We start from the raw sequence: 19344 nt of genomic DNA on the forward strand, positions 1-19344 counted from the left end.
CTCCCGGGAAAGGACCAAACAATGGAACAGACCATGCGCAGAGTGGTGGTCACCGGCCTGGGGGTCATCAGCCCCGTGGGCAACGACGTGGACACCTGCTGGAATAACCTGATTTCCGGGGTGCACGGCATTGGCCCCATCACCCTGTTTGATACCACAGACTATAAGACGAAGATCGCCGCGGAGGTCAAGGACTTTGATCCCCGGGCTTATATGGACAAAACCGACATGCTGCGCAGCGACCGGTTTGCCCAGTACGGGCTGGCTGCCGCCTGCCAGGCGGTGGAGGAGAGCGGCGTCATCGGTACCCTGCCCCCCGAGCGGGTGGCGGTGTACTTCGGCTCCGGTATCGGCGGCATCCGCACCTTTACCGAGGAGCACAACAAGCTGCTGGCCCGGGGCCCCAAGCGGGTCTCCCCCTACTTCATCCCCATGCTCATTGCCAACATGGCCGCAGGGATGATCGCCATTCGGTTCAACTGCCAGGGTGCGGCCATTCCCGCAGTGACCGCCTGCGCTTCCGGTACCAACGCCATCGGCGAGGCAGTGCGGGCTATCCGCCACGGCTATGCTGACGCAGTGATCTCCGGCGGCGCTGAGGCTGCCATTTCCCAGTGCGGCATCGCAGGCTTTATCAACATGCAGGCCCTGTCGGTGTCCGAGGACCCGGAGGCTGCCTGCCTGCCCTTTGACCGCCGCCGCGGCGGCTTCGTCATCGGCGAAGGAGCTGCAGCCCTGGTGCTGGAGGAGTATGAGCACGCCGTGAAGCGGGGCGCCAAGATTTACGGCGAGGTGTGCGGCTATGGCGCCACCTGCGATGCCTTCCACATTACCGCCCCCCGTCCCGACGGGACCACCGGCGCCCGGGCCATTACCCTGGCTCTGGAGGAGGCAGGCTATCGTCCCGGCGAGACCGTGTACATTAACGCCCACGGCACCGGCACTCCCATGAACGACGTGATGGAGACCGGCGTGGTGAAGCAGGCGCTGGGTGAGGAGGCCTACAAGGCCTACATGAGCTCCACCAAGTCCATGACCGGCCATATGCTGGGCGCAGCGGGTGCCATTGAGGCCCTGGCCTGCCTGAAGGCCCTGAACGAGGGCATTCTGCCCCCCACCATTCATCTGCTGGACCCGGACCCGGAGTGCGACCTCAACTATGTGGCCAACCAGGCCATCCGTACCGACCTGGATCTGGCCCTGTCCAACTCCCTGGGCTTTGGCGGCCATAACGCCTGCCTGGCCTTCCGAAAGGTGAAGGTATGAACGACGCAGAGATCAGAAAGTACGCCATTCTCATGCAGGAGCTGGGTCTCACCGGACTGGAAGTGACGGAGAACGACCGGGTGGTGCGCCTGGAGCGCACCCCGGCGGCTCCCGCCGCCGCTCCGGTGACCACCGTTCCCCTGCCGGAGGAGCCGGCCCCGTTGGAAGACCGGGGAACCGTGGTGACCTCTCCCATGGTGGGGGTGTTCTACGCGGCCCCGGCGGAAGACGCCGACCCCTTTGTAAAGGTGGGGGATGTGGTCCGGAAGGGACAGACCCTCTGCATTGTAGAGGCGATGAAACTTATGAACGAAATTACGGCGGAACAGGACGGAGAGATCACCGAGATCTGCGCTGCCAACGGCCAGGTGGTGGACTACGGCTGTCCTCTGTTCCGAATGAAAGGGTCCTAATATGACACAGGAAACGATCAAGGAAATTTTGCCCCATCGGGACAATATGCTCCTGCTGGACGAACTGGACCGGGAAGAGGATGTGGCCCTGGGCAAGTATCGGGTGCGGGGAGACGAGTGGTTCTTGCAGGGCCACTTCCCCGGCGCGCCGGTGGTGCCCGGGGTTATTCTCTGCGAGATCCTGGCCCAGTCGGTGTGCATCCTGTTGAAGGATGCCATTCCGGAGGGGTGCATCCCCATGTACACCAGTATGAAAAACGTGCGGTTCCGGGCGCCGGTCCTCCCTGGCGACACCGTACAGACCCGGTGCCGGATCACCCGGGCCAAGCCGCCCTTTTACTTTGCGGAAGGATCGGGCTACGTGGGGGAGACGCTCTGCGTAAAGGCGGAGTTCTCCTTTGCCGTGACGGAGCGTGACTTATGTTCTCAAAGATCCTGATTGCCAACCGGGGAGAGATCGCCGTGCGGATCATCCGGGCCTGCAAGGAGATGGGCATTGAAACCGTGGCGGTGTACTCCCAGGCGGACCAGGACGCCCTTCACGTGGCCCTGGCCGACGAGAGCTACTGCGTGGGCGGCCCCGCCCCGGGGGAGAGCTATCTCAACCAGGAGCGGCTGGTGGCCACCGCCTTGGCGGCGGGGGCTCAGGCGGTCCACCCGGGCTATGGCTTTCTGTCGGAGAACCCCCAGTTTGCTGCCCTCTGCCGGAAGAATGGACTGGTATTCATCGGTCCCTCTCCGGAGAACATGGAGGCGCTCAGCGACAAGGCGGAGATGAAACAGAAAATGGCCCAGGGCGGCCTGGATGTGATTCCCGGCACCCAGGCCCTGTCCGGCCCCCAGGAGGCCTTGACGGAAGCGGCCAGAATCGGCTATCCCGTGATGCTGAAAGCCAGCGCCGGCGGCGGCGGCCGTGGGATTCGCATGGTGCAGGCCCCGGGCGAAATGACGGCAGCCTTTTCTCTGGCAGTAGCGGAAGGGGAGGCGGCCTTTGGGGACGGTTCGGTGTACATGGAAAAGTGCGTCTACCCCGCCCGGCACATTGAGGTGCAGGTCCTGGCCGACGAGGCGGGGAACGTGGTGTGCCTGGGGGAGCGGGACTGCTCCATCCAGCGCCGTCACCAGAAGCTCATTGAGGAGTCCCCCTCCCCGGCGGTGAGCCGGGCCCAGCGGAAGAAGCTCATGGCCCTGACCGCCCAGGCAGTGAAGAGCGTGGGCTATGTGGGCGTGGGCACCCTGGAGTTTTTGCTGGACCGGGACGGACGGTTCTGGTTCATGGAGATGAATGTCCGGCTCCAGGTGGAGCATGGAGTCACCGAGATGCTCACCAAGGTGGACCTGGTGAAGTGGCAGATCCGTGCAGCGGCCGGGGTTCCCCTGAACTTTGCCCAGCAGAGCGTCTCTCTGACGGGAGCGTGTCTGGAGTGCCGGATCAATGCTCTGTCCCCCGGGCGGCTGGAGACCCTCCATGTGCCCGGCGGTCCCTTTGTCCGGTTTGATACCTATTTAATACAGGGGGTGTCCGTTTTCCCCTACTACGACTCCCTGCTGGGCAAGCTCATCGTCTACGCAGGGACCCGGGAGGAAGCGGTGCGAAAGATGAAAGCGGCGCTGTGCGAGTTGGTGATCGACGGCATCGAGACCAACATCGCCGAGCAGCTGGAGCTGGTAGGCGATCCCCGGTTTATGAGCGGGGAGTACGACCTGACGTTCATGGAAGGCAGGTGAGACGATTGGCCTTTTTGACCTTTCGGCATAAACCCAAAAACGAGTTGGAGAAGGGGGGACGCATGGCAGCTCTGGTCCAGGAGGATGCCAGCGAACCGGAAAAGACCTGTCCCAACTGTCATAAAACCATTCCCCTCAGCCGTCTCTGGGCCCAGGAGAATACCTGTGGCTGCGGCTATCACTTTCGGATGAGTGCCCGGCAGCGGATTCGTTTCCTGACGGACCCGGAGAGCTTTACCGAGCTGTTTTCCCAGGTGGAGGGGAAGGACCCCCTGGACTTTCCCGGCTACCGGGAGAAGGTGGAGACGGTGCGGGCAGCCAGCCGGGAGCGGGAAGCCGTTCTCTGCGGCACCGCCACCATTGGCGGGGAGCCTTGCTGCCTCTTTGTGATGGAGCCCTATTTCATGATGGGGAGCATGGGAACCGCAGTGGGGGAGAAGGTCACCCTTCTCTTTGAATACGCCTTGGCCCATGGCCTGCCGGTGGTGGGCTATACCGTGTCCGGCGGGGCGCGGATGCAGGAGGGCCTCTTATCCCTCATGCAGATGGCCAAGACCAGCGGGGCGGTGAAGCGGCACAGCGACGGAGGGCTCTTTTACCTCACGGTGCTGACCGATCCCACCACCGGTGGCGTGACCGCCAGCTTTGCCCTGGAAGGGGACATCATCCTGGCTGAGCCGGGGGCGACCATCGGCTTTGCAGGCGCGCGGGTGGTGGAGCAGACCACCCGGCGGCCGCTGCCCAAAGGCTTTCAGCGGGCAGAGTTTCTCATGGAGCACGGGTTTGTGGATGCCATCGTGCCCCGCCGTACCCAGCGGGAGACCATCGCCTCCCTGCTCAGACTGCACCAAGGAGGGGAGAACCCTTGAGTATACAGGCGTATGACCGGGTCCGTCTGGCCCGGGATAACAAGCGGCCCACAGGGCTGGACTATATCGAAGGGATCGTGGAGGAGTTCATGGAGCTCCACGGAGACCGCCGGTATGGAGACGACGGCGCTGTGGTGGGCGGCATCGGACGGCTGAAGGGCCGGCCGGTCACAGTGATCGCCATTGAAAAGGGACACAGCGCCCGGGAGCGGATGGCCCGCACCTTCGGCGCACCCCACCCGGAAGGCTATCGGAAGGCCCTGCGGCTCATGAAGCAGGCGGAAAAATTCCGCCGACCGGTGCTGTGTTTTGTGGACACCTCCGGAGCCTACTGCGGTGTGGGAGCAGAAGAGCGGGGCCAGGGTCAGGCCATTGGGGAGTGCCTCATGGAGATGATGACCCTGAATACCCCCGTTGTCACGGTGCTCATTGGAGAAGGGGGCAGCGGCGGCGCCCTGGCCCTCTCGGTGGCGGACCGGGTCTGGATGCTGGAGAATGCAGTGTACTCGGTGATCTCCCCGGAGGGCTGCGCCAGCATTCTGTGGAAGGACTCGGCCAAGGCGGCAGAGGCCGCCCGGCACCTGAAACTCACTGCCCGGGATGCCCAGGCTTTGGGGGTCATCGAGACCATTGTGCCCGAGCGGGACCTGGGGCAGCCGGGGTTCTACCGGGCCCTGCGGGAGAAGCTGTACCGGCAGTTCCAGGAGCTGGATGAGAACCCCAGCCTGCTGGAGGAACGCTACCAGCGGTTTCGTTCCTTTGGCCGCTTTGAGGAGGCGTGACCCATGCAGCTGTATAAACGCTATTGCCGGGAGACCGTGGACCCAGCGGGGCGGCTTCAAAGCATGGAGCTGGTATATCCCCCGGACTTTAACTTTGGGTATGACGTAGTGGATGTACTGGCCCGGGAGACCCCCACAGACCGGGCGCTGGTCTGGCGGGGCAGTGAAGACCGGGAACGGACGGTTTCCTTTGAAGAGATGAGCCGCCTGAGCAACCAGGCGGCTCATGTTTTTTTGTCGGCGGGGATCGGCCGGGGGGACCGGGTGATGGTTGCGCTGAAGCGGCATCTTTCCTACTGGTTCGTGGCGGTAGCCCTGCATAAGATCGGGGCGGTGCTCATTCCCGTGCCCCATATGCTCACCCGGGAGGACTTTGCCTACCGGATGGCCTGTGCCCAGGTGTCTGCGGTGGTGTGTACGCCGCAGAATGGGGTGCCCCAACGGGTGCAGGAGGCCGTGGAGGACACCGGCCTGCCCTGCCGGCTGTTTACGGTGGAGCAGGAATGGCCGGACTTTCAAAATCTGACCCAGGCCATGGAGGGGCAGCCCTCTGTCCTGGCCCGGCAGGAGACCAGGGCCAAGGACCCCATGCTGCTCTATTTTACCTCCGGGACCACCGGACAGCCCAAAGGGGTGGTGCATGACTTCACCTATCCCCTGGCCCATATTGTGACGGCTGTGTTCTGGCAGCAAGTCCGGGAAGGGGGGCTGCACTTCACCGTGGCAGAGACTGGGTGGGGCAAGGCCTCCTGGGGGAAGATTTACGGCCAGTGGCTGGCGGGCTGCGGGGTGATGGTCTATGATTTTGACACCTTCGACCCCAAGCAGCTGGCCGGGATCATCAACCGGTATCAGGTGACCTCCTTCTGTGCGCCCCCCACGGTGTACCGTTACCTGGTAAAGAAGGGGGTCCCGCCCATGCCCTCCCTGGAGCACGCCTCCACCGCAGGGGAAAAGCTGCATCCCGAGGTGTTCCGCGCCTTTCGGGAGAGCACGGGCCTTGCGGTGCGAGAGGGCTACGGCCAGACCGAGACGGCGCTGCTCCTGGCAAATTTCCGGGGCATCCCCCCGGAAGAGGGGGCCATGGGGGTTCCTTCCCCTTTGTACCAGGTGGAGCTGCATCGGCCGGACGGGAGCCTGGCAGAGGTGGGAGAGATCGGCGAAGTGGTGGTCCGCCCCCGAAAGGGAGAGCGCCCGGTGGGGGTATTTATGGAGTACCTGGGGGACCGGCAGCGGTACCAGGAGGTGTGGCGCGGCGGTGTGTATCACACGGGCGACGCTGCCTGGAAAGACGAGAAGGGAACCTACTGGTTTCACGGCCGGTTTGATGATATAATAAAAACCGGTGGATTTCGTGTCGGCCCCTTTGAGGTGGAACAGGTTCTCATGGAGCACCCGGCGGTGCTGGAGTGCAGCGTGATCGGAGAACCGGACCCGCTGCGGGGGCAGGCCATTCAGGCGGTGATCGTGCTGTCGCCGGGGTACGCCCCCACCCGGGAGATGGAGCAGGAGATTCGCTCCTTTGCCAACGGGAAGATGGCGGAGTACAAGTGGATTCGAACCATCCGGTTCGTCTCTGACCTGCCCAAGACCATCAGCGGAAAGGTCCGAAAGGGCGCGCTGAGAGGATGACCACAGGCTGCGCATCCGCCGGAGAACGCAAGAGGCAGGAGGAAGGATGATGGCAGAGGGAACCAAGCGTCGGGGCAACAAGCGGGAAGAACTGGTGGAAGCAGGCATCCGGGAGATCAATCAGTATGGGATCACAGGGTTTTCCATGCGGAGGATCGCAGACGCCTGCGGGGTATCCTGCGGCGCCCCTTACAAGCATTTCGGCAATCGGAAGGAATTCATTGCGGCGGTCATTGAGTACGTCAACGCCCAGTGGCACACCCATCAGCGGGAGATCCTCCAGACCTACGAGGGGAACACCCGACGGCAGATCGTGGAGATCAGCGTGGCGTATGTGCGCTTTTTGGTGGAGCACCCCCATTTCCGCTCCATTCTGATGCTGAAGGACGACGAGTTTGACAACGTTTATCACCGGATGCGGGGGGAGCTGAGCAGCCCCACCCAGAAGCTCATCCGCTGCTATCAGGAGGAATCCGGCATGGACGAGGAGACCCTGCAGCGGAAGATCTATGTGATCCGGGCCCTGATCTTCGGTGCGGCCCTGATGTTTGACAACGGGGAACTGCCGTACCAAGAAAAAACCGTTACCATCGTGCGCAGCAGCATCGACCGGGAGTTTGACTTGCCGTGACCAGCCCTGCCTGCGCAGACCAGATGCCCTCTCCGGGATTTGATCCCGGAGAGGGCATCTGGATAAAAGAGGAAAAAAGAAGATTGACAGGGGAGAACAGGGTTACTATAATGAACCTATAAGTTCTATGTTTTGCCTGGAAGCAGGCAGGAAGGACAAGTTGATATCGTCGGATGAGAAAACCGGGAGATACCGCCCAGGCGGAGCCGAAGGGGCAAGCGAAAACTCTCAGGCAAAAGGGACCGGTTTTTGACGAGACTCCGGAGAGCGGAATCGCACCGAAGAGGCAACCCGCGCAAGCGGAGAAACTTTCAGGTTCAGGTACGGAGGCGCAGAGTTTGGCATGGATTCAAACACTGCGCCTCTATTTTCATATAGTATGGTGAAAAGGAGCGAGCGTTATGGAACGGAAAACCCCTCTGTATGACATCCACGTAGAGGAGGGGGGCAAGATTGTCCCCTTCGCAGGCTATCTTCTGCCGGTGCAGTATGGGACCGGCGTCATCAAGGAACACATGGCGGTGCGCCAGCAGGCGGGACTCTTTGATGTCTCCCACATGGGTGAGATCCTCTTTACCGGCCCCACGGCGCTGGCCACCCTGAACCATCTGCTGACCAACGACTACACCAATATGGCAGTCAACAAGGTGCGCTACGGGGTCATGTGCAATGCCCAGGGCGGCACCATTGACGATCTGGTGGTGTATAAGTTTGGGGAAGAGGCCTACCTGGTGGTGGTGAACGCCTCCAACCGGGAAAAGGACTACGCCCACATGGTGCAGAATCTGCTGCCGGGCACCAAGGCGGAGGACATCTCCGACACGGTGGCCCAGCTGGCTCTCCAGGGCCCCAAGGCACCGGATATTCTGAAAAAGCTTCTGCCGGAAGATCAGATCCCCAAGGGATACTACACTGCCCTGCCCCGGGTGACCCTGGGCGGGATGGAGTGCATGATCTCCCGCACCGGCTACACCGGGGAACTGGGCTATGAGATCTACACCGCCAGCGAAAATGGCCCCAAGCTGTGGAAGCTGCTGCGGGAAGCCGGCGAGGAGTTCGGCCTCATCCCTTGCGGCCTGGGCGCCCGGGACACCCTGCGCCTGGAGGCTGCCATGCCCCTGTACGGCCACGAGATGGATGAGACCATCACCCCCCTGGAAGCAGGGCTGGACTTCGGCGTGAAGCTGGGCAAGGAAGAATTCATCGGAAAGGATGCGCTGACCGCTGCCGGGGCACCCAAGCGGGTCCGGGTGGGCCTGAAGGTCACCGGACGCGGCATCATCCGGGAGCATCAGGACATCTATGTTGGACAGGAGAAGTTCGGCCACTCCACCTCCGGCACCTTCTGCCCCTTCCTGGATCAGGCAGTGGCCATGGCCCTGGTGGACGCAGACCACGCCGCCGTGGGCACTGTGGTGGAGGCAGACGTCCGGGGCCGCCGGGTCGGCGCGGAGATCATCCCCCTGCCCTTCTATAAGAGAGGGTAAGCAGAACGGAAAACCGATACGCTTTGCGTGAAAAATAATCATATTTTGGAGGAATATCGCTATGTCTATGATCCCTGCTGAACTGAAGTACACCAAGTCCCACGAGTGGATCCAGGAAGAGGATGGAGTCTTTACCATCGGCCTGACCGACTATGCCCAGGACGCCCTGGGTGACATTGTGTTCATCAACCTGCCGGAAGAGGGCGACGAAGTCACCGCCGGAGAGCCTTTCTCCGACGTGGAGTCCGTGAAAGCGGTTTCCGACGTGTTCAGCCCTGTGACCGGCACCGTGACCGCCGTGAACGAAGCGCTTCTGGACGATCCTGCTCAGGTCAATGAGGCTCCCTACGAGGCATGGCTCATCAAGGTGTCTGACGTGAGCGCCACCGAGGAACTGCTGGATGCAGAGGGCTACGAAGCTGTCGTTGCGGCAGAGGAGGCATAAGTATGGGCAGCTACATTCCCTCTACCCGGGAAGAGCGGCAAAAAATGCTGGAAGCCATCGGCCTGACCTCTCTGGATCAGCTGTATGACGTGGTGCCCGAACAGGTGCGGGTGAAGAGCCTGGACCTGCCGGAGGGCATGAGTCAGATGGAAGTGCTTCAGAAGGGCACCGCCATGGCAGAGAAAAACCGGGTGTTCCGGAGCGTGTTCCGGGGCGCCGGGGCGTATCGCCACTTTATCCCGCCCATTGTAAAAACCGTGACCAGCAAGGAAGAGTTCCTGACGGCCTACACCCCCTATCAGGCGGAGATCAGCCAGGGCGTCCTGCAGTCCATCTTTGAGTACCAGACCCAGATGTGCGAGCTCACCGGCATGGATGTATCCAACGCCTCGGTGTATGACGGGGCCGTGGCCGCAGCAGAAGCGGTGTTCATGTGCCAGGAGAGAAAGCGCAGCACCGTGGTGGTGTCCGGCGCAGCCGATCCCCAGACCATTACGGTGATTAAAACCTATTGCGAGAGCCGGGATGTCCCTGTGGTGGTGGTGCCCGCCAAGGACTATGCCACTGACGTCCAGGCCATGAAGGAAGCCCTCACCGGAGAGACCGCTGCGGTCTATATCCAGAGCCCCAACTACTACGGGGTCATGGAGGATGTGGAGCCGGTGGTCGCCGACGCCCATGCGGCAGGTGCAAAGGTCATCATGGGGGTGAACCCCATTTCCCTGGGCCTGCTCAAGACCCCCGGGGAGTACGGGGTGGACATCGCCGTGGGCGAGGGCCAGCCTCTGGGTATGCCCCTGTCCTTCGGCGGGCCTTACCTGGGCTTTATGACCTGTAAACAGGCCATGATGCGAAAGCTGCCCGGCCGGATCGTGGGTGAGACCAAGGACGCTCAGGGCCGCCGGTGCTATGTTCTGACCTTGCAGGCCAGAGAGCAGCATATCCGCCGGGAGAAGGCGTCCTCCAACATCTGCTCCAACCAGGCCCTGTGCGCCATGACTGCTTCGGTCTATCTGGCTGCCATGGGTCCCGGGGGCCTGCGGCAGGCAGCGGAGAGCTCCGCCGCCCACGCCCACTACCTGGCCGACGAACTGGCCAAGCTGCCCGGGTTCTCTCTGCGCCTGGGCGACAAACCCTTCTTCCATGAGTTTGTGACCGACTGCCCCATAAAGCCCGAGGCCCTGTGCGCGGCCCTGGAGGAGCGGGGCATTCTGGGCGGCCTGCCGGTGGACGGCGGCATCCTGTGGTGCTGCACGGAGCTGAACAGCCGCAGCGACATTGATCACCTGATCGCAGTGCTTGGGGAGGTGTGCGGAAAATGAAACTGTTGTTTGAGCGCAGCCGGCCCGGACGGGGCACTACCCTGCTGCCCCCCTGTGATGTGCCGGTCCCGGCGTTTGACTCCGCCCTGCTGCGGGGTGCTGCGCCCCGGCTGCCGGAGATCGCCGAGGTAGATTTGGGCCGGCACTATACTGAGCTGGCCAAGCAGACCCACGGGGTGAACGATGGGTTCTATCCCCTGGGTTCCTGCACCATGAAGTACAATCCCAGAGTGGACGAAGAAGTGGCGGCCCAGCCTGGGTTCACCCAGCTGCACCCCCTCCAGCCGGAGTCCACGGTGCAGGGCGCCATGGAAGCTCTCTTCCTGGCGGAAAAACTCCTGTGCGAGATCACCGGCATGGACGGCATGAGCTTCCAGCCCGCCGCCGGCGCCCACGGGGAATACACCGGTCTGCTTCTCATCCGGTGCTACCATAAGGCCCGGGGGGACCTGGCCCGGAACAAGATCATCGTGCCCGACGCCGCCCACGGCACCAACCCCGCCTCTGCCACCATGGCAGGGTTCAAGGTGGTGTCCATCCCCTCCAACGACCAGGGCTGCGTGGACCTGGACGCTCTGCGGAAGGCCGTGGGTCCGGACACCGCTGGCTTGATGCTCACCAACCCCAACACCGTGGGTCTCTTTGATCCCAATATTTTGGAGATCACCCAGATCGTCCACGACGCCGGCGGCCTGTGCTACTACGACGGCGCCAACCTGAACGCCGTTATGGGTCAGGTGCGGCCGGGCGACATGGGATTTGACTGTGTCCACCTGAACCTCCACAAGACCTTTGCCGCGCCCCACGGCGGCGGCGGTCCCGGCAGCGGACCGGTGGGCTGCAAGGCCTTCCTGGAACCTTTCCTCCCCGCCCCCCGGGTGAAGGAGGAGAACGGGACCTATACCTTCTACACCCCGGAGCAGACCATGGGCCAGGTGCGCAGCTTCTACGGCAACTTCCTGGTGACCCTCCGTGCCCTGGTCTACATCCTGACGCTGGGCAAGGAAGGCATCCCGGAGGCCTCTGCCGGTGCCGTGCTCAATGCCAACTACCTTATGAGAAAGCTCATGCCCGGCTATGACATGTCCTACAATACCATTTGTATGCATGAGTTCGTCATGACCCTCCAGGGCCTGGCCAAGGAGACCGGCGTTACCGCCATGGACGTGGCCAAGCGACTTCTGGACTTCGGCATCCATCCGCCCACCATGTACTTCCCCCTCATCGTCCATGAGGCCCTCATGGTGGAGCCCACGGAGACCGAGAGCCCCGAGACCCTGGACGAGGCAGCGGAGGTATTCCTGCGGATCCTGGACGAGGCCCACGCCGACCCGGAGAGCCTGCATCACGCCCCCCATGACTGCCCGGTGGGCCGTCCGGACGAAGTGACCGCAGCCCGGTCTCCCATCCTTCGCTATTCCTTTGAGAACGAATAAACGATTTTGCGACACAGGAGGACTGCCATGCTCCGAACCCTTTCTGTTGTGATCACGGAAGAGACCGATCCCCGCTGGAATCTGGCCATGGAAGAAGTGCTGCTGCGGACCGTGCAGCCCGGCCAGTGTATCCTCTACCTGTGGCAGAACCAGCGCACGGTGGTGATCGGACGGAACCAACACGCAGCCAACGAGTGCCGCATCCAAACACTGGAAGCAGACGGCGGACATCTTGTCCGCCGTCTGTCTGGTGGTGGCGCGGTTTACCACGACCTGGGGAACCTGAACTTCACCTTTCTGACCCACTGGAAGGACTACGATGTGGAGAAGCAGACCGAGGTGATTCTCCGGGCGGTGCAGGCGCTGGGGATGCGCGGAGAGAAAAACGGCCGCAACGACCTGACCCTGGACGGGGGAAAGTTTTCCGGCCACGCATATTACCGGGCAGGGGACCAGTGCTATCACCACGGCACCCTCATGGTGGAGGTGGACCTGACCCCTCTGGAGCGGTATCTGAACGTCTCCCCTCTGAAGCTCCAGGCCAAGGGGGTGCAGTCGGTGCGCTCCCGGGTGGTGAACCTGCGGGACTATCGGCCGGATCTGACCATTTCCATGCTGAAGCAGGCGCTCACGGAGGCCTTTTCCCAGGTGTACGGTCTGCCGGTGACCCAGCTGGGCCGGGGAGAGGTGGACCAGGAGATGCTGTACACCTGCCACGCCCGGTTCGCCAACCCGGTCTGGACCTATGGGGAGGAGATGCCCCTGGACCACAGCCGGGAGGCCCGGTTTGACTGGGGGACCCTGCGCCTGGACTACACCTGCCGGGACGGGGTGATCCAGGAACTGGCCCTGTGGTCAGACGGACTGGAAGGGGATTACCTCAGCCGGGTCCCCACCCTGCTCCGGGGTTGCCCCCGTGAGGCGGGGGCCATTCGGGCCCGCCTTGGGGCGGAGCCGGGAAACACGGAAGAAATGACCCAGGGGATTCTGTCCCTGTTGATGGAGGAATGAACGGTATGAACTATGATCTTGCCATTGTTGGGGGCGGACCGGGCGGTTATACCGCCGCGGAAAAGGCCGCCAAGGCGGGGCTCCAGGTGGTCCTCTTTGAGAAGGAAGACCTGGGCGGCACCTGCCTGAACCGGGGATGTATGCCCACGAAAGCCCTGCTGCACAGTGCGGAGACCTACGCGGCCATCCAGGCGGCGGGAGAACTGGGCATTGAGGTGCCCCAGGTGAACTATGACTTCGCCGCCATGCACCGGAGAAAAGACAAGGTAGTGGAGTCGCTCCGCCAGGGGGTGGAGAAGCTCATGAAGAGCAGCAAGGTGACTGTGGTGAAAGGGACTGCGGTCTTGCAGGGGGAGGGCGTCCTTACCTGCAACGGCGAGACCTATGAGGCAAAGGATATCATCCTGGCCACCGGCTCTCAGGTGTCCTATCCCCCCATCCCCGGCATTGATGGGCCGGGGGTCTATAACAGCCGCGACCTGCTGGAAGGGGAAGGAAAGGATTTTTCCTCTCTGGTCATCATCGGCGGCGGCGTGGTAGGAATTGAGTGCGCTTCCATCTACCTGTCCCTGGGCTGCCAGGTGACGGTGCTGGAAGCCGCCGACCACATCCTGCCCTTTATGGACAAAGAGATCGCCCAGCGGCTGACCATGGTGCTGAAAAAACGGGGGGCAGAGATCCTGCCCAAGTCCCAGGTGCAGCGGATCGAAGGTCAGCCCGGCGCAGTCACCGTGACCTATCTGGACAAGAAAGGCCAGGAGCAGACCGTGACGGCGGAAGGGGTCCTGGCTGCGGCAGGCCGCAAGGCCAATCTGGAGGGCCTTCTGGGCGAGGGAATCTCTCTGGAACTGGAACGAGGGGCCATTGTGGGCGACGAAGCAGGTCGGACCAGCCTGCCCCATGTGTACGTCATCGGAGACGCCAAGGCCCGGAACATCCAGCTGGCCCATGTGGCAGCGGCCCAGGGAGAGAACGCAGTGGCCGCCATTCTGGGTAAGCCGCTCCCTCTGGACCTGTCGGTGGTGCCCAGCTGTGTCTATACAGTGCCGGAAGTGGCTTCCGTGGGCTGCACCGAAGGAGAGGCAAAGGAAGCTGGCTTCTCGGTGAAAACCGGGAAATACCTTACCGGTGCCAACGGAAAGTGCCTCATTGAAGGGACGGAAAGCGGCTATGTGAAGCTGGTCACCGACGGGGCCAGCGGCCGTCTGCTGGGGGCCCAGCTGGTGTGCCCCCGTGCCACCGACCTGGTGGGTGAGCTGGCGCTGGCCATCCAGAAGGGACTCACCGCCGACCAGGTGTCCTCGGTGATCCATCCCCACCCCACCTTCTGCGAGATGGTGTACGGCGCAGCGGAAGGGCTGCGGTCGGAGTAAGGGATGCAGGCTGCGGCGATCACCCCACGGGTTTGGCACATGGAAGAGGATTACCGGGACTATTGCACCCTGGTGGTGGGAGAGACCCAGGCGATTTTGTGGGACACGGGACAGGAGAAAGGAGATCTTCCCGCCTTTGTCCGGGCCCATACAGACCTTCCCTGTCTGGTGCTGAACAGCCACGGGCACAGTGACCACATCGGGGGAAACCATCGCTTTCCGGTGGTGTACGCCCATCCGGCGGACTGGTATCTCCTGGAGGCCCAGGCCTTTCTGACCAGCCAGAGAGAACCTGCCTACGCCATCGAGCCCCTGGAACCGGGCCTGGTGTTTGACCTGGGCGGGCTCCACGGACGGGTGGTGTCCCTGGCGGGGCACACCCGAGGCTCTATGGGACTCCTGCTGGAAGAGGAGCGCCTGCTGCTGGCAGGGGATGGCCTGAACCCCACCCTGCTCATGCTGGGGCAGGAGACCGATACCCTGGCCCGGCTTGGGCAGACCTTAGAGGAAAGTCTTACCCTGCCCTTTGACCGGTACCTCTCCAGCCACAGTCCCCGGCCGTATCTCAGGAGGATGGTGGAGGTCCACCGGCGGCATTGGCTCCGTTTTATGGAAGAACCACCCCAAGAGGAGGGCCCGTATGGCCCCAAAGTTTGCCGGAGCCTCTATAAAGAGGGCAGCGCCCGGTCGGTTTTTCTGGTAGACCGGCGGCTGCTGTCTGGAAATGAACCCACGTAAAAGAAAATGAATGGCCCCCAAGGCAGAGCATCTCTGCCTTGGGGGCCATTTCTATGGGGAGGAAAGGGATCCACACGGAGATCACGAAGAAGAAAGCTCAGGTGACCGCTGCCTCAAAGGCGGATTTGACCGCCTGGCTGTCACCGCAGATAATGAGGACCGCATATTGGTCCTTGGTAAAGACCAGTCCCTGCTCAGCCCGGGCGGCCTCTTCCGGTTTATATTGGCGGAAAAGGGCCTTCCGGTTGTTGAGATGGGTGCGGAGACTGTCGGCTGCGGCTTCTGCGTCCGCCGGGTTTTTGACGGAGATCACGGCGATCTCGTCGGCGGTCCCGGCGGTGGCATAGGAGAGGAGAAAGTTTTCCACCTTTTCATAGGGAAAATCCGAGAGGTAAGAGAAGGCCCGCTTGGAATCGGGGAGCCCTCCGGTCACGGAGATCATATCCGGCAGGGAGGGGGCGGCTTCCAGCATGGAAGCCTGCAAGGTGGGCAGATCCACTGTCTTCCGGCTTGCCGCCGGGGCGGCGGTGTCGCAGGCAGACAGGAGAAGGACCAGAAGCAGGGCCAGTCCCCCTGTAAGGATACGGAAACGTTTCATAGGAAAGGACCTCCTTTCTTACATCCCCATGGTGTCAAAGGGGTCTTCCACGGGGTCGCTGCTCAGGTTGGTCCAGTCCAGGTGGGTGCCGAAGGCGTCGTTGATGGACTGGCAGCCTTTTTCCAATTCTTCCTGAGTCAGGGTGGAGGGGAACTCCGGGTCGTCCTCCTGGGGATAGCTCAGGTACAGGGCCAGCAGATAATCGTTGCTGCCCAGGGGGAGCCAGCTCCGCTGGACGGACAGATGGGCGTAGGCTTCGGTCTCGGAGAGGGCAACGTCCACGCCGTTGAGCAGGGCCTGGGTGGCCTGGAGCTGCTGGTCATCCAGGGAAGAGAGCTTCAGAGAGAGCATAGGAGTTTTCTGATCGGCTGCCTTACGGATCAGGCCAGGGATGGCATAGATGGAGTCCACATCCTGTTTGTTCTGGAAGGCGTAGTTATACTGGGTGCCGGTGGCGGCGGGGAAGAACGACAGATCCCAGCTCATCATCTGCTGGTGCATCTGCTGGTCGTTCAGGTTAAAGCTGGCGTAGTTTCCGCCGTTCTGGTCAGAGTATACGTCCACGTGATACCAGTCGTCCCCCAGCTTGACCAGGTTCCAGGTGTGGTACTCCTCCGTGTTGTGGACTACCATGCATTCGATGTTCATCATTTGCATGAAAAGACGGAAGGTGGTTGCATATCCTACGCAGACGGCGTTGTGATATTTCAGGGCGCCGTAGGGGTTGTCTGCGTCCTCCTGGGTGTCGGGGATCACTTGAAGTGCGCCGCTGTCATAGCGGAGATTGGCCGTCATCCAGTCGTAAACGGCTTTTTCCTTTTCATAGTCGCTCATGCCGTCTTTCAGGAGGGAGGACAGAACATCGGAAGCCATAGAGAGGATTTCCTTCTGTTTGCTGTCCAGGTTGCCGGTCTGGCCGGACTGGTAGGCGTCCGAGATGGGACGGGTGGAGACGATGGTATAGGTGCCGTCCATGATCGGGACATTGTCCTCGGTGGTCTCATTTTTTTCGCTTTGTGCTGCCTGCATTTGCTGGACCGCTCTGACGGTAAAAAGGCTGGCGCCTGCAGAGATCAAGACCGCCACAAGCAGAACGGCCAGAAGTCCATACATCCATTTCTTTTCTTTCATCATGGCTGTTACCTCGTCATTTCATAGGGTGTAGGATTTCCTTTGGTGTGGAAACTATAGAGAATTGGTGAGGATTTGTCAATGGAATTAAGAGAAAGTTAAGAGAGATGAAGGAGATTTAAGAAAGGGGATATGAAGGGCAAGGCGGCCTGCAAAAAAATGGGATCCAAGCAGAAGCTGCTATGAAAAGAAAAAACGTGGGCAACCCGGACGAACCGTCCGAATTGCCCACATTAAGACACAAAGCACTTGATACTGCCCGATTCTTTTTTAGAATGGACATCCGTCAATCTCACACAGAATCCTTCCTATAGACCATAAACAGAGACGCAAAACCAAAAACTCTTTCTGCTTTCACTGTCTTCCGTTCTCCTGTCCGTACTTGGGACAGGGGTACACGAGGAAATTAAGATATGATATCGTAAACGCATCTCTCTGCAAGAGAGGTGCCACAAACTTGTAAAAAGCGACAGAATTTACGTCGTATCACAGGACCAAGGACCCAAAGATCCTTCTCCTTCTATCCACCCCCTGACTGCTGCTGTTTCCAGCTATCCTTGTGCAAAGCCACAGCTACACTGCGCAGGAAACAACACAATAATGATCTTCCGATCAAGGGAACGGCTTGCCGTGGAAAGAAAGGGGATCACCCTGTCTATCCGCAGGATACAAACCGGTGGTTGTGACGAAAAATTCCTTCTGAATTCATAACGAATGCATTACAAAGGAGGCTTTCTTACAATAAAGTGTATCACAATCAATCTTTCTTCTGTTCCGTTTGGATTAACGATCACATATTCAACTGTAACGATGTTCAGTTTTATTCAAGAGAAATGACAGGTCCCAGAGAGAAATAATGAGCATCCACAAGGAGTCAGCCTTTGCTGTCAGCAAGGAACAGGGACTGTGCCATCAGGGAGATCCTGTTACCAATTGCCAAAGAGGAGTGGAGCCCATGCTCTCTGGTGGAAAATCGCGCTGCCCATGGGACTCACCTTACCTTTCTTTTATCATCCGACCCGACGAACGGGACAGAGAGTAGTGGAAGTGATTCTTCCTTGGCTCTGGCTAAAGTATACAATAAAAGGGGCGGCATGTCAATAGGAAATAGGGAAAATGTCATAAGAAATTTTTGAAAATCGCCCTGCGCACCGTGGGTACGCAGGGCGGGAGGATCAGGGCTTTTGCAGGTCGGTGAGATCGTAAGGGGTGGTCTGATAGACGTAGTAGTTGAGCCAGTTGGTGTAGATGAGCTGGCCTGCGGAGCGCCACCGGACGATGGGGGGCTGGGTGGGGTCGTCGCCGGGGAAGTAATGCTGGGGGACCTGGATCTTGATCCCCTTGTCCACATCTCTCTGGTATTCCAGGGCCAGGGTGTTGCGGTCGTATTCCAGGTGGCCCAGGAAGAAGAACTGGCGGCTGTCCTCGGTTTTCACAGCAAAAACGCCGGCTTCCTCGGAAACGGCCAGGATCTCCAGATCGGGGACGGCTCGGATGTCCTCGGCCAGCACCTCTGTGTATCGGGAGTGGGGGGCGTAGAAGCGGTCGTCAAATCCCCGGAAGAGGGGGGAAGAGGGCTTTAAGACGCTGTGGTCAAAGACGCCGAAGAGCTTTTCCTTCAGGGAGTACTTGGGCACGCCGTAGTGATAATAGAGACCGGCCTGGGCGCCCCAGCAGATGTGGAGGGTGGAGTGGACGTGGGTTTTGGACCAGTCCATGATCTGGCAAAGCTCATCCCAGTAGTCCACCTGCTCAAAGTCCAGGTTTTCCACAGGGGCGCCGGTGATGACCAGTCCATCATAATACTTGTCTTTGATCTCCTCAAAGGAAGTGTAGAAGGATTCCAGATGGCTGCGGTCGACGTTTTGGGCGATATGGCTGACAGTTTGCAGCAGCTCCACCTGGATTTGCAGGGGGGTATTGGAAAACTTTCGCAGCAGCTGAGTCTCCGTAACGATCTTGGTGGGCATCAGGTTGAGGATCAAAAGTTTCAGCGGGCGGATATCCTGGTGGATGGCCCGGTACTCGGTCATAACAAAGATGTTCTCTCCTTCCAGAGTTTTTCTGGCGGGAAGGGAATCGGGGATTTTAATGGGCATAATAAAACCTACCTTATAAGAGTATTGCGTTTGCTTGGTTCTTAAAATACCATAGTTTTTGCGGGAACGCAAACCTTTCCCGCTGAAAACAGCAGGTCTTTTATATAATAGGTGATGTGGGGAAAACCGTGTGGAAAAATGGGAAAAGTGAGGGGGAAGAACTGTCGTTTTCCAGAAGGGGTCCGGAAAATGTGGAAAAAATTCGAAAAAATATGAAAAAAGTGCTTGACATCTGGGGAGAAGGGTGGTATTATACCCAAGCTGTCGCGAACGACAGGCGCGAAAAACTGGAAAAAATCAAGTAAAAAAGTGCTTGACAAGCTCCAAGAGTTGTGCTAAAATACAACTCACGCCTGACGAAACAAAGCGGCGTGCACCTTGTA

General features: G+C 60.4%; 18 protein-coding genes and 1 riboswitch. Of the genes, 15 read left to right on the top strand and 3 right to left on the bottom strand.

What is annotated here, in order from left to right; genetic code table 11:
• Positions 1 to 21: 21 nt before the first annotated feature.
• The 15 genes from fabF (at position 22) to SOR61_RS06185 (ending at position 15133) form a co-directional block, all read left to right on the top strand.
• On the top strand, positions 22 to 1266 hold the full coding sequence (fabF, locus tag SOR61_RS06115; protein ID WP_320611786.1) for a beta-ketoacyl-ACP synthase II: 1245 nt from the start codon (positions 22 to 24) through the stop codon (positions 1264 to 1266).
• Positions 1263 to 1679, top strand: coding sequence for an acetyl-CoA carboxylase biotin carboxyl carrier protein (accB, locus tag SOR61_RS06120; RefSeq protein ID WP_407066511.1), 417 nt, complete (start codon positions 1263 to 1265; stop codon positions 1677 to 1679). The genes fabF and accB overlap by 4 nt, the downstream gene beginning before the upstream one ends.
• Position 1680: 1 nt before the next feature.
• Positions 1681 to 2118 carry a 3-hydroxyacyl-ACP dehydratase FabZ family protein gene (locus tag SOR61_RS06125; protein WP_320611787.1) on the top strand — a complete coding sequence of 146 codons (438 nt, stop codon included), beginning with the start codon at positions 1681 to 1683 and terminating at the stop codon, positions 2116 to 2118.
• Entirely contained in the window at positions 2100 to 3407 is a 1308-nt protein-coding gene (locus tag SOR61_RS06130) for a biotin carboxylase N-terminal domain-containing protein (RefSeq protein ID WP_320611788.1), read from the top strand. Before SOR61_RS06125 ends, SOR61_RS06130 begins: the two co-directional genes overlap by 19 nt.
• 62 nt (positions 3408 to 3469) lie before the next feature.
• On the top strand, positions 3470 to 4276 hold the full coding sequence (locus SOR61_RS06135; RefSeq protein ID WP_320611789.1) for an acetyl-CoA carboxylase carboxyltransferase subunit beta: 807 nt from the start codon (positions 3470 to 3472) through the stop codon (positions 4274 to 4276).
• A gap of 2 nt (positions 4277 to 4278) precedes the next feature.
• The gene (locus SOR61_RS06140) at positions 4279 to 5058 is read left to right on the top strand and encodes an acetyl-CoA carboxylase carboxyltransferase subunit alpha (protein WP_407066512.1); all 780 of its coding nucleotides are present in this window, start codon (positions 4279 to 4281) and stop codon (positions 5056 to 5058) included.
• 3 nt (positions 5059 to 5061) lie between these two features.
• On the top strand, positions 5062 to 6690 hold the full coding sequence (locus SOR61_RS06145; RefSeq protein ID WP_320611791.1) for an AMP-binding protein: 1629 nt from the start codon (positions 5062 to 5064) through the stop codon (positions 6688 to 6690).
• A 49-nt stretch (positions 6691 to 6739) separates the two neighbouring features.
• A complete protein-coding gene (locus SOR61_RS06150) occupies positions 6740 to 7321 on the top strand; it encodes a TetR/AcrR family transcriptional regulator (protein WP_320611792.1) in 582 nt (193 codons plus the stop codon).
• Positions 7322 to 7494: 173 nt separating this feature from the next.
• A riboswitch (glycine riboswitch) is annotated at positions 7495 to 7576 on the top strand.
• 146 nt (positions 7577 to 7722) lie between these two features.
• A complete protein-coding gene (gene gcvT, locus SOR61_RS06155) occupies positions 7723 to 8808 on the top strand; it encodes a glycine cleavage system aminomethyltransferase GcvT (RefSeq protein ID WP_320611793.1) in 1086 nt (361 codons plus the stop codon).
• A gap of 67 nt (positions 8809 to 8875) precedes the next feature.
• Positions 8876 to 9253, top strand: a complete 378-nt coding sequence (gene gcvH / locus SOR61_RS06160) for a glycine cleavage system protein GcvH (protein ID WP_407066513.1) — start codon at positions 8876 to 8878, stop codon at positions 9251 to 9253.
• 2 nt (positions 9254 to 9255) lie between these two features.
• Positions 9256 to 10575 (top strand): aminomethyl-transferring glycine dehydrogenase subunit GcvPA, encoded by a 1320-nt coding sequence (gene gcvPA / locus SOR61_RS06165; protein WP_320611795.1) that lies wholly within the window; start codon positions 9256 to 9258, stop codon positions 10573 to 10575.
• Positions 10572 to 12011, top strand: coding sequence for an aminomethyl-transferring glycine dehydrogenase subunit GcvPB (gcvPB, locus tag SOR61_RS06170; protein WP_320611796.1), 1440 nt, complete (start codon positions 10572 to 10574; stop codon positions 12009 to 12011). Before gcvPA ends, gcvPB begins: the two co-directional genes overlap by 4 nt.
• Before the next feature lie 27 nt (positions 12012 to 12038).
• Positions 12039 to 13022: a lipoate--protein ligase gene (locus SOR61_RS06175; RefSeq protein WP_320611797.1), complete on the top strand. Its 984-nt coding sequence runs from the start codon at positions 12039 to 12041 to the stop codon at positions 13020 to 13022.
• A 5-nt stretch (positions 13023 to 13027) separates the two neighbouring features.
• Positions 13028 to 14395 carry a dihydrolipoyl dehydrogenase gene (gene lpdA, locus SOR61_RS06180; protein ID WP_320611798.1) on the top strand — a complete coding sequence of 456 codons (1368 nt, stop codon included), beginning with the start codon at positions 13028 to 13030 and terminating at the stop codon, positions 14393 to 14395.
• A gap of 3 nt (positions 14396 to 14398) precedes the next feature.
• Positions 14399 to 15133, top strand: coding sequence for an MBL fold metallo-hydrolase (locus SOR61_RS06185; protein WP_320611799.1), 735 nt, complete (start codon positions 14399 to 14401; stop codon positions 15131 to 15133).
• Between the two features lie 97 nt (positions 15134 to 15230).
• Here SOR61_RS06185 and SOR61_RS06190 read toward each other — a convergent pair whose 3' ends face one another.
• The 3 genes from SOR61_RS06190 to metA all read right to left on the bottom strand — a co-directional run bounded on the left by SOR61_RS06190 (position 15231) and on the right by metA (position 18961).
• The gene (locus tag SOR61_RS06190) at positions 15231 to 15731 is read right to left on the bottom strand and encodes a DUF4358 domain-containing protein (protein ID WP_320611800.1); all 501 of its coding nucleotides are present in this window, start codon (positions 15729 to 15731) and stop codon (positions 15231 to 15233) included.
• An 18-nt stretch (positions 15732 to 15749) separates the two neighbouring features.
• A complete protein-coding gene (locus SOR61_RS06195) occupies positions 15750 to 16865 on the bottom strand; it encodes a transglutaminase domain-containing protein (RefSeq protein ID WP_320611801.1) in 1116 nt (371 codons plus the stop codon).
• A gap of 1172 nt (positions 16866 to 18037) precedes the next feature.
• Entirely contained in the window at positions 18038 to 18961 is a 924-nt protein-coding gene (metA, locus tag SOR61_RS06200) for a homoserine O-succinyltransferase (protein WP_320611802.1), read from the bottom strand.
• Positions 18962 to 19344: the final 383 nt, after the last annotated feature.

The organism is Evtepia sp., assembly GCF_034090835.1.
GTDB lineage: Bacteria > Bacillota > Clostridia > Oscillospirales > Oscillospiraceae > Evtepia.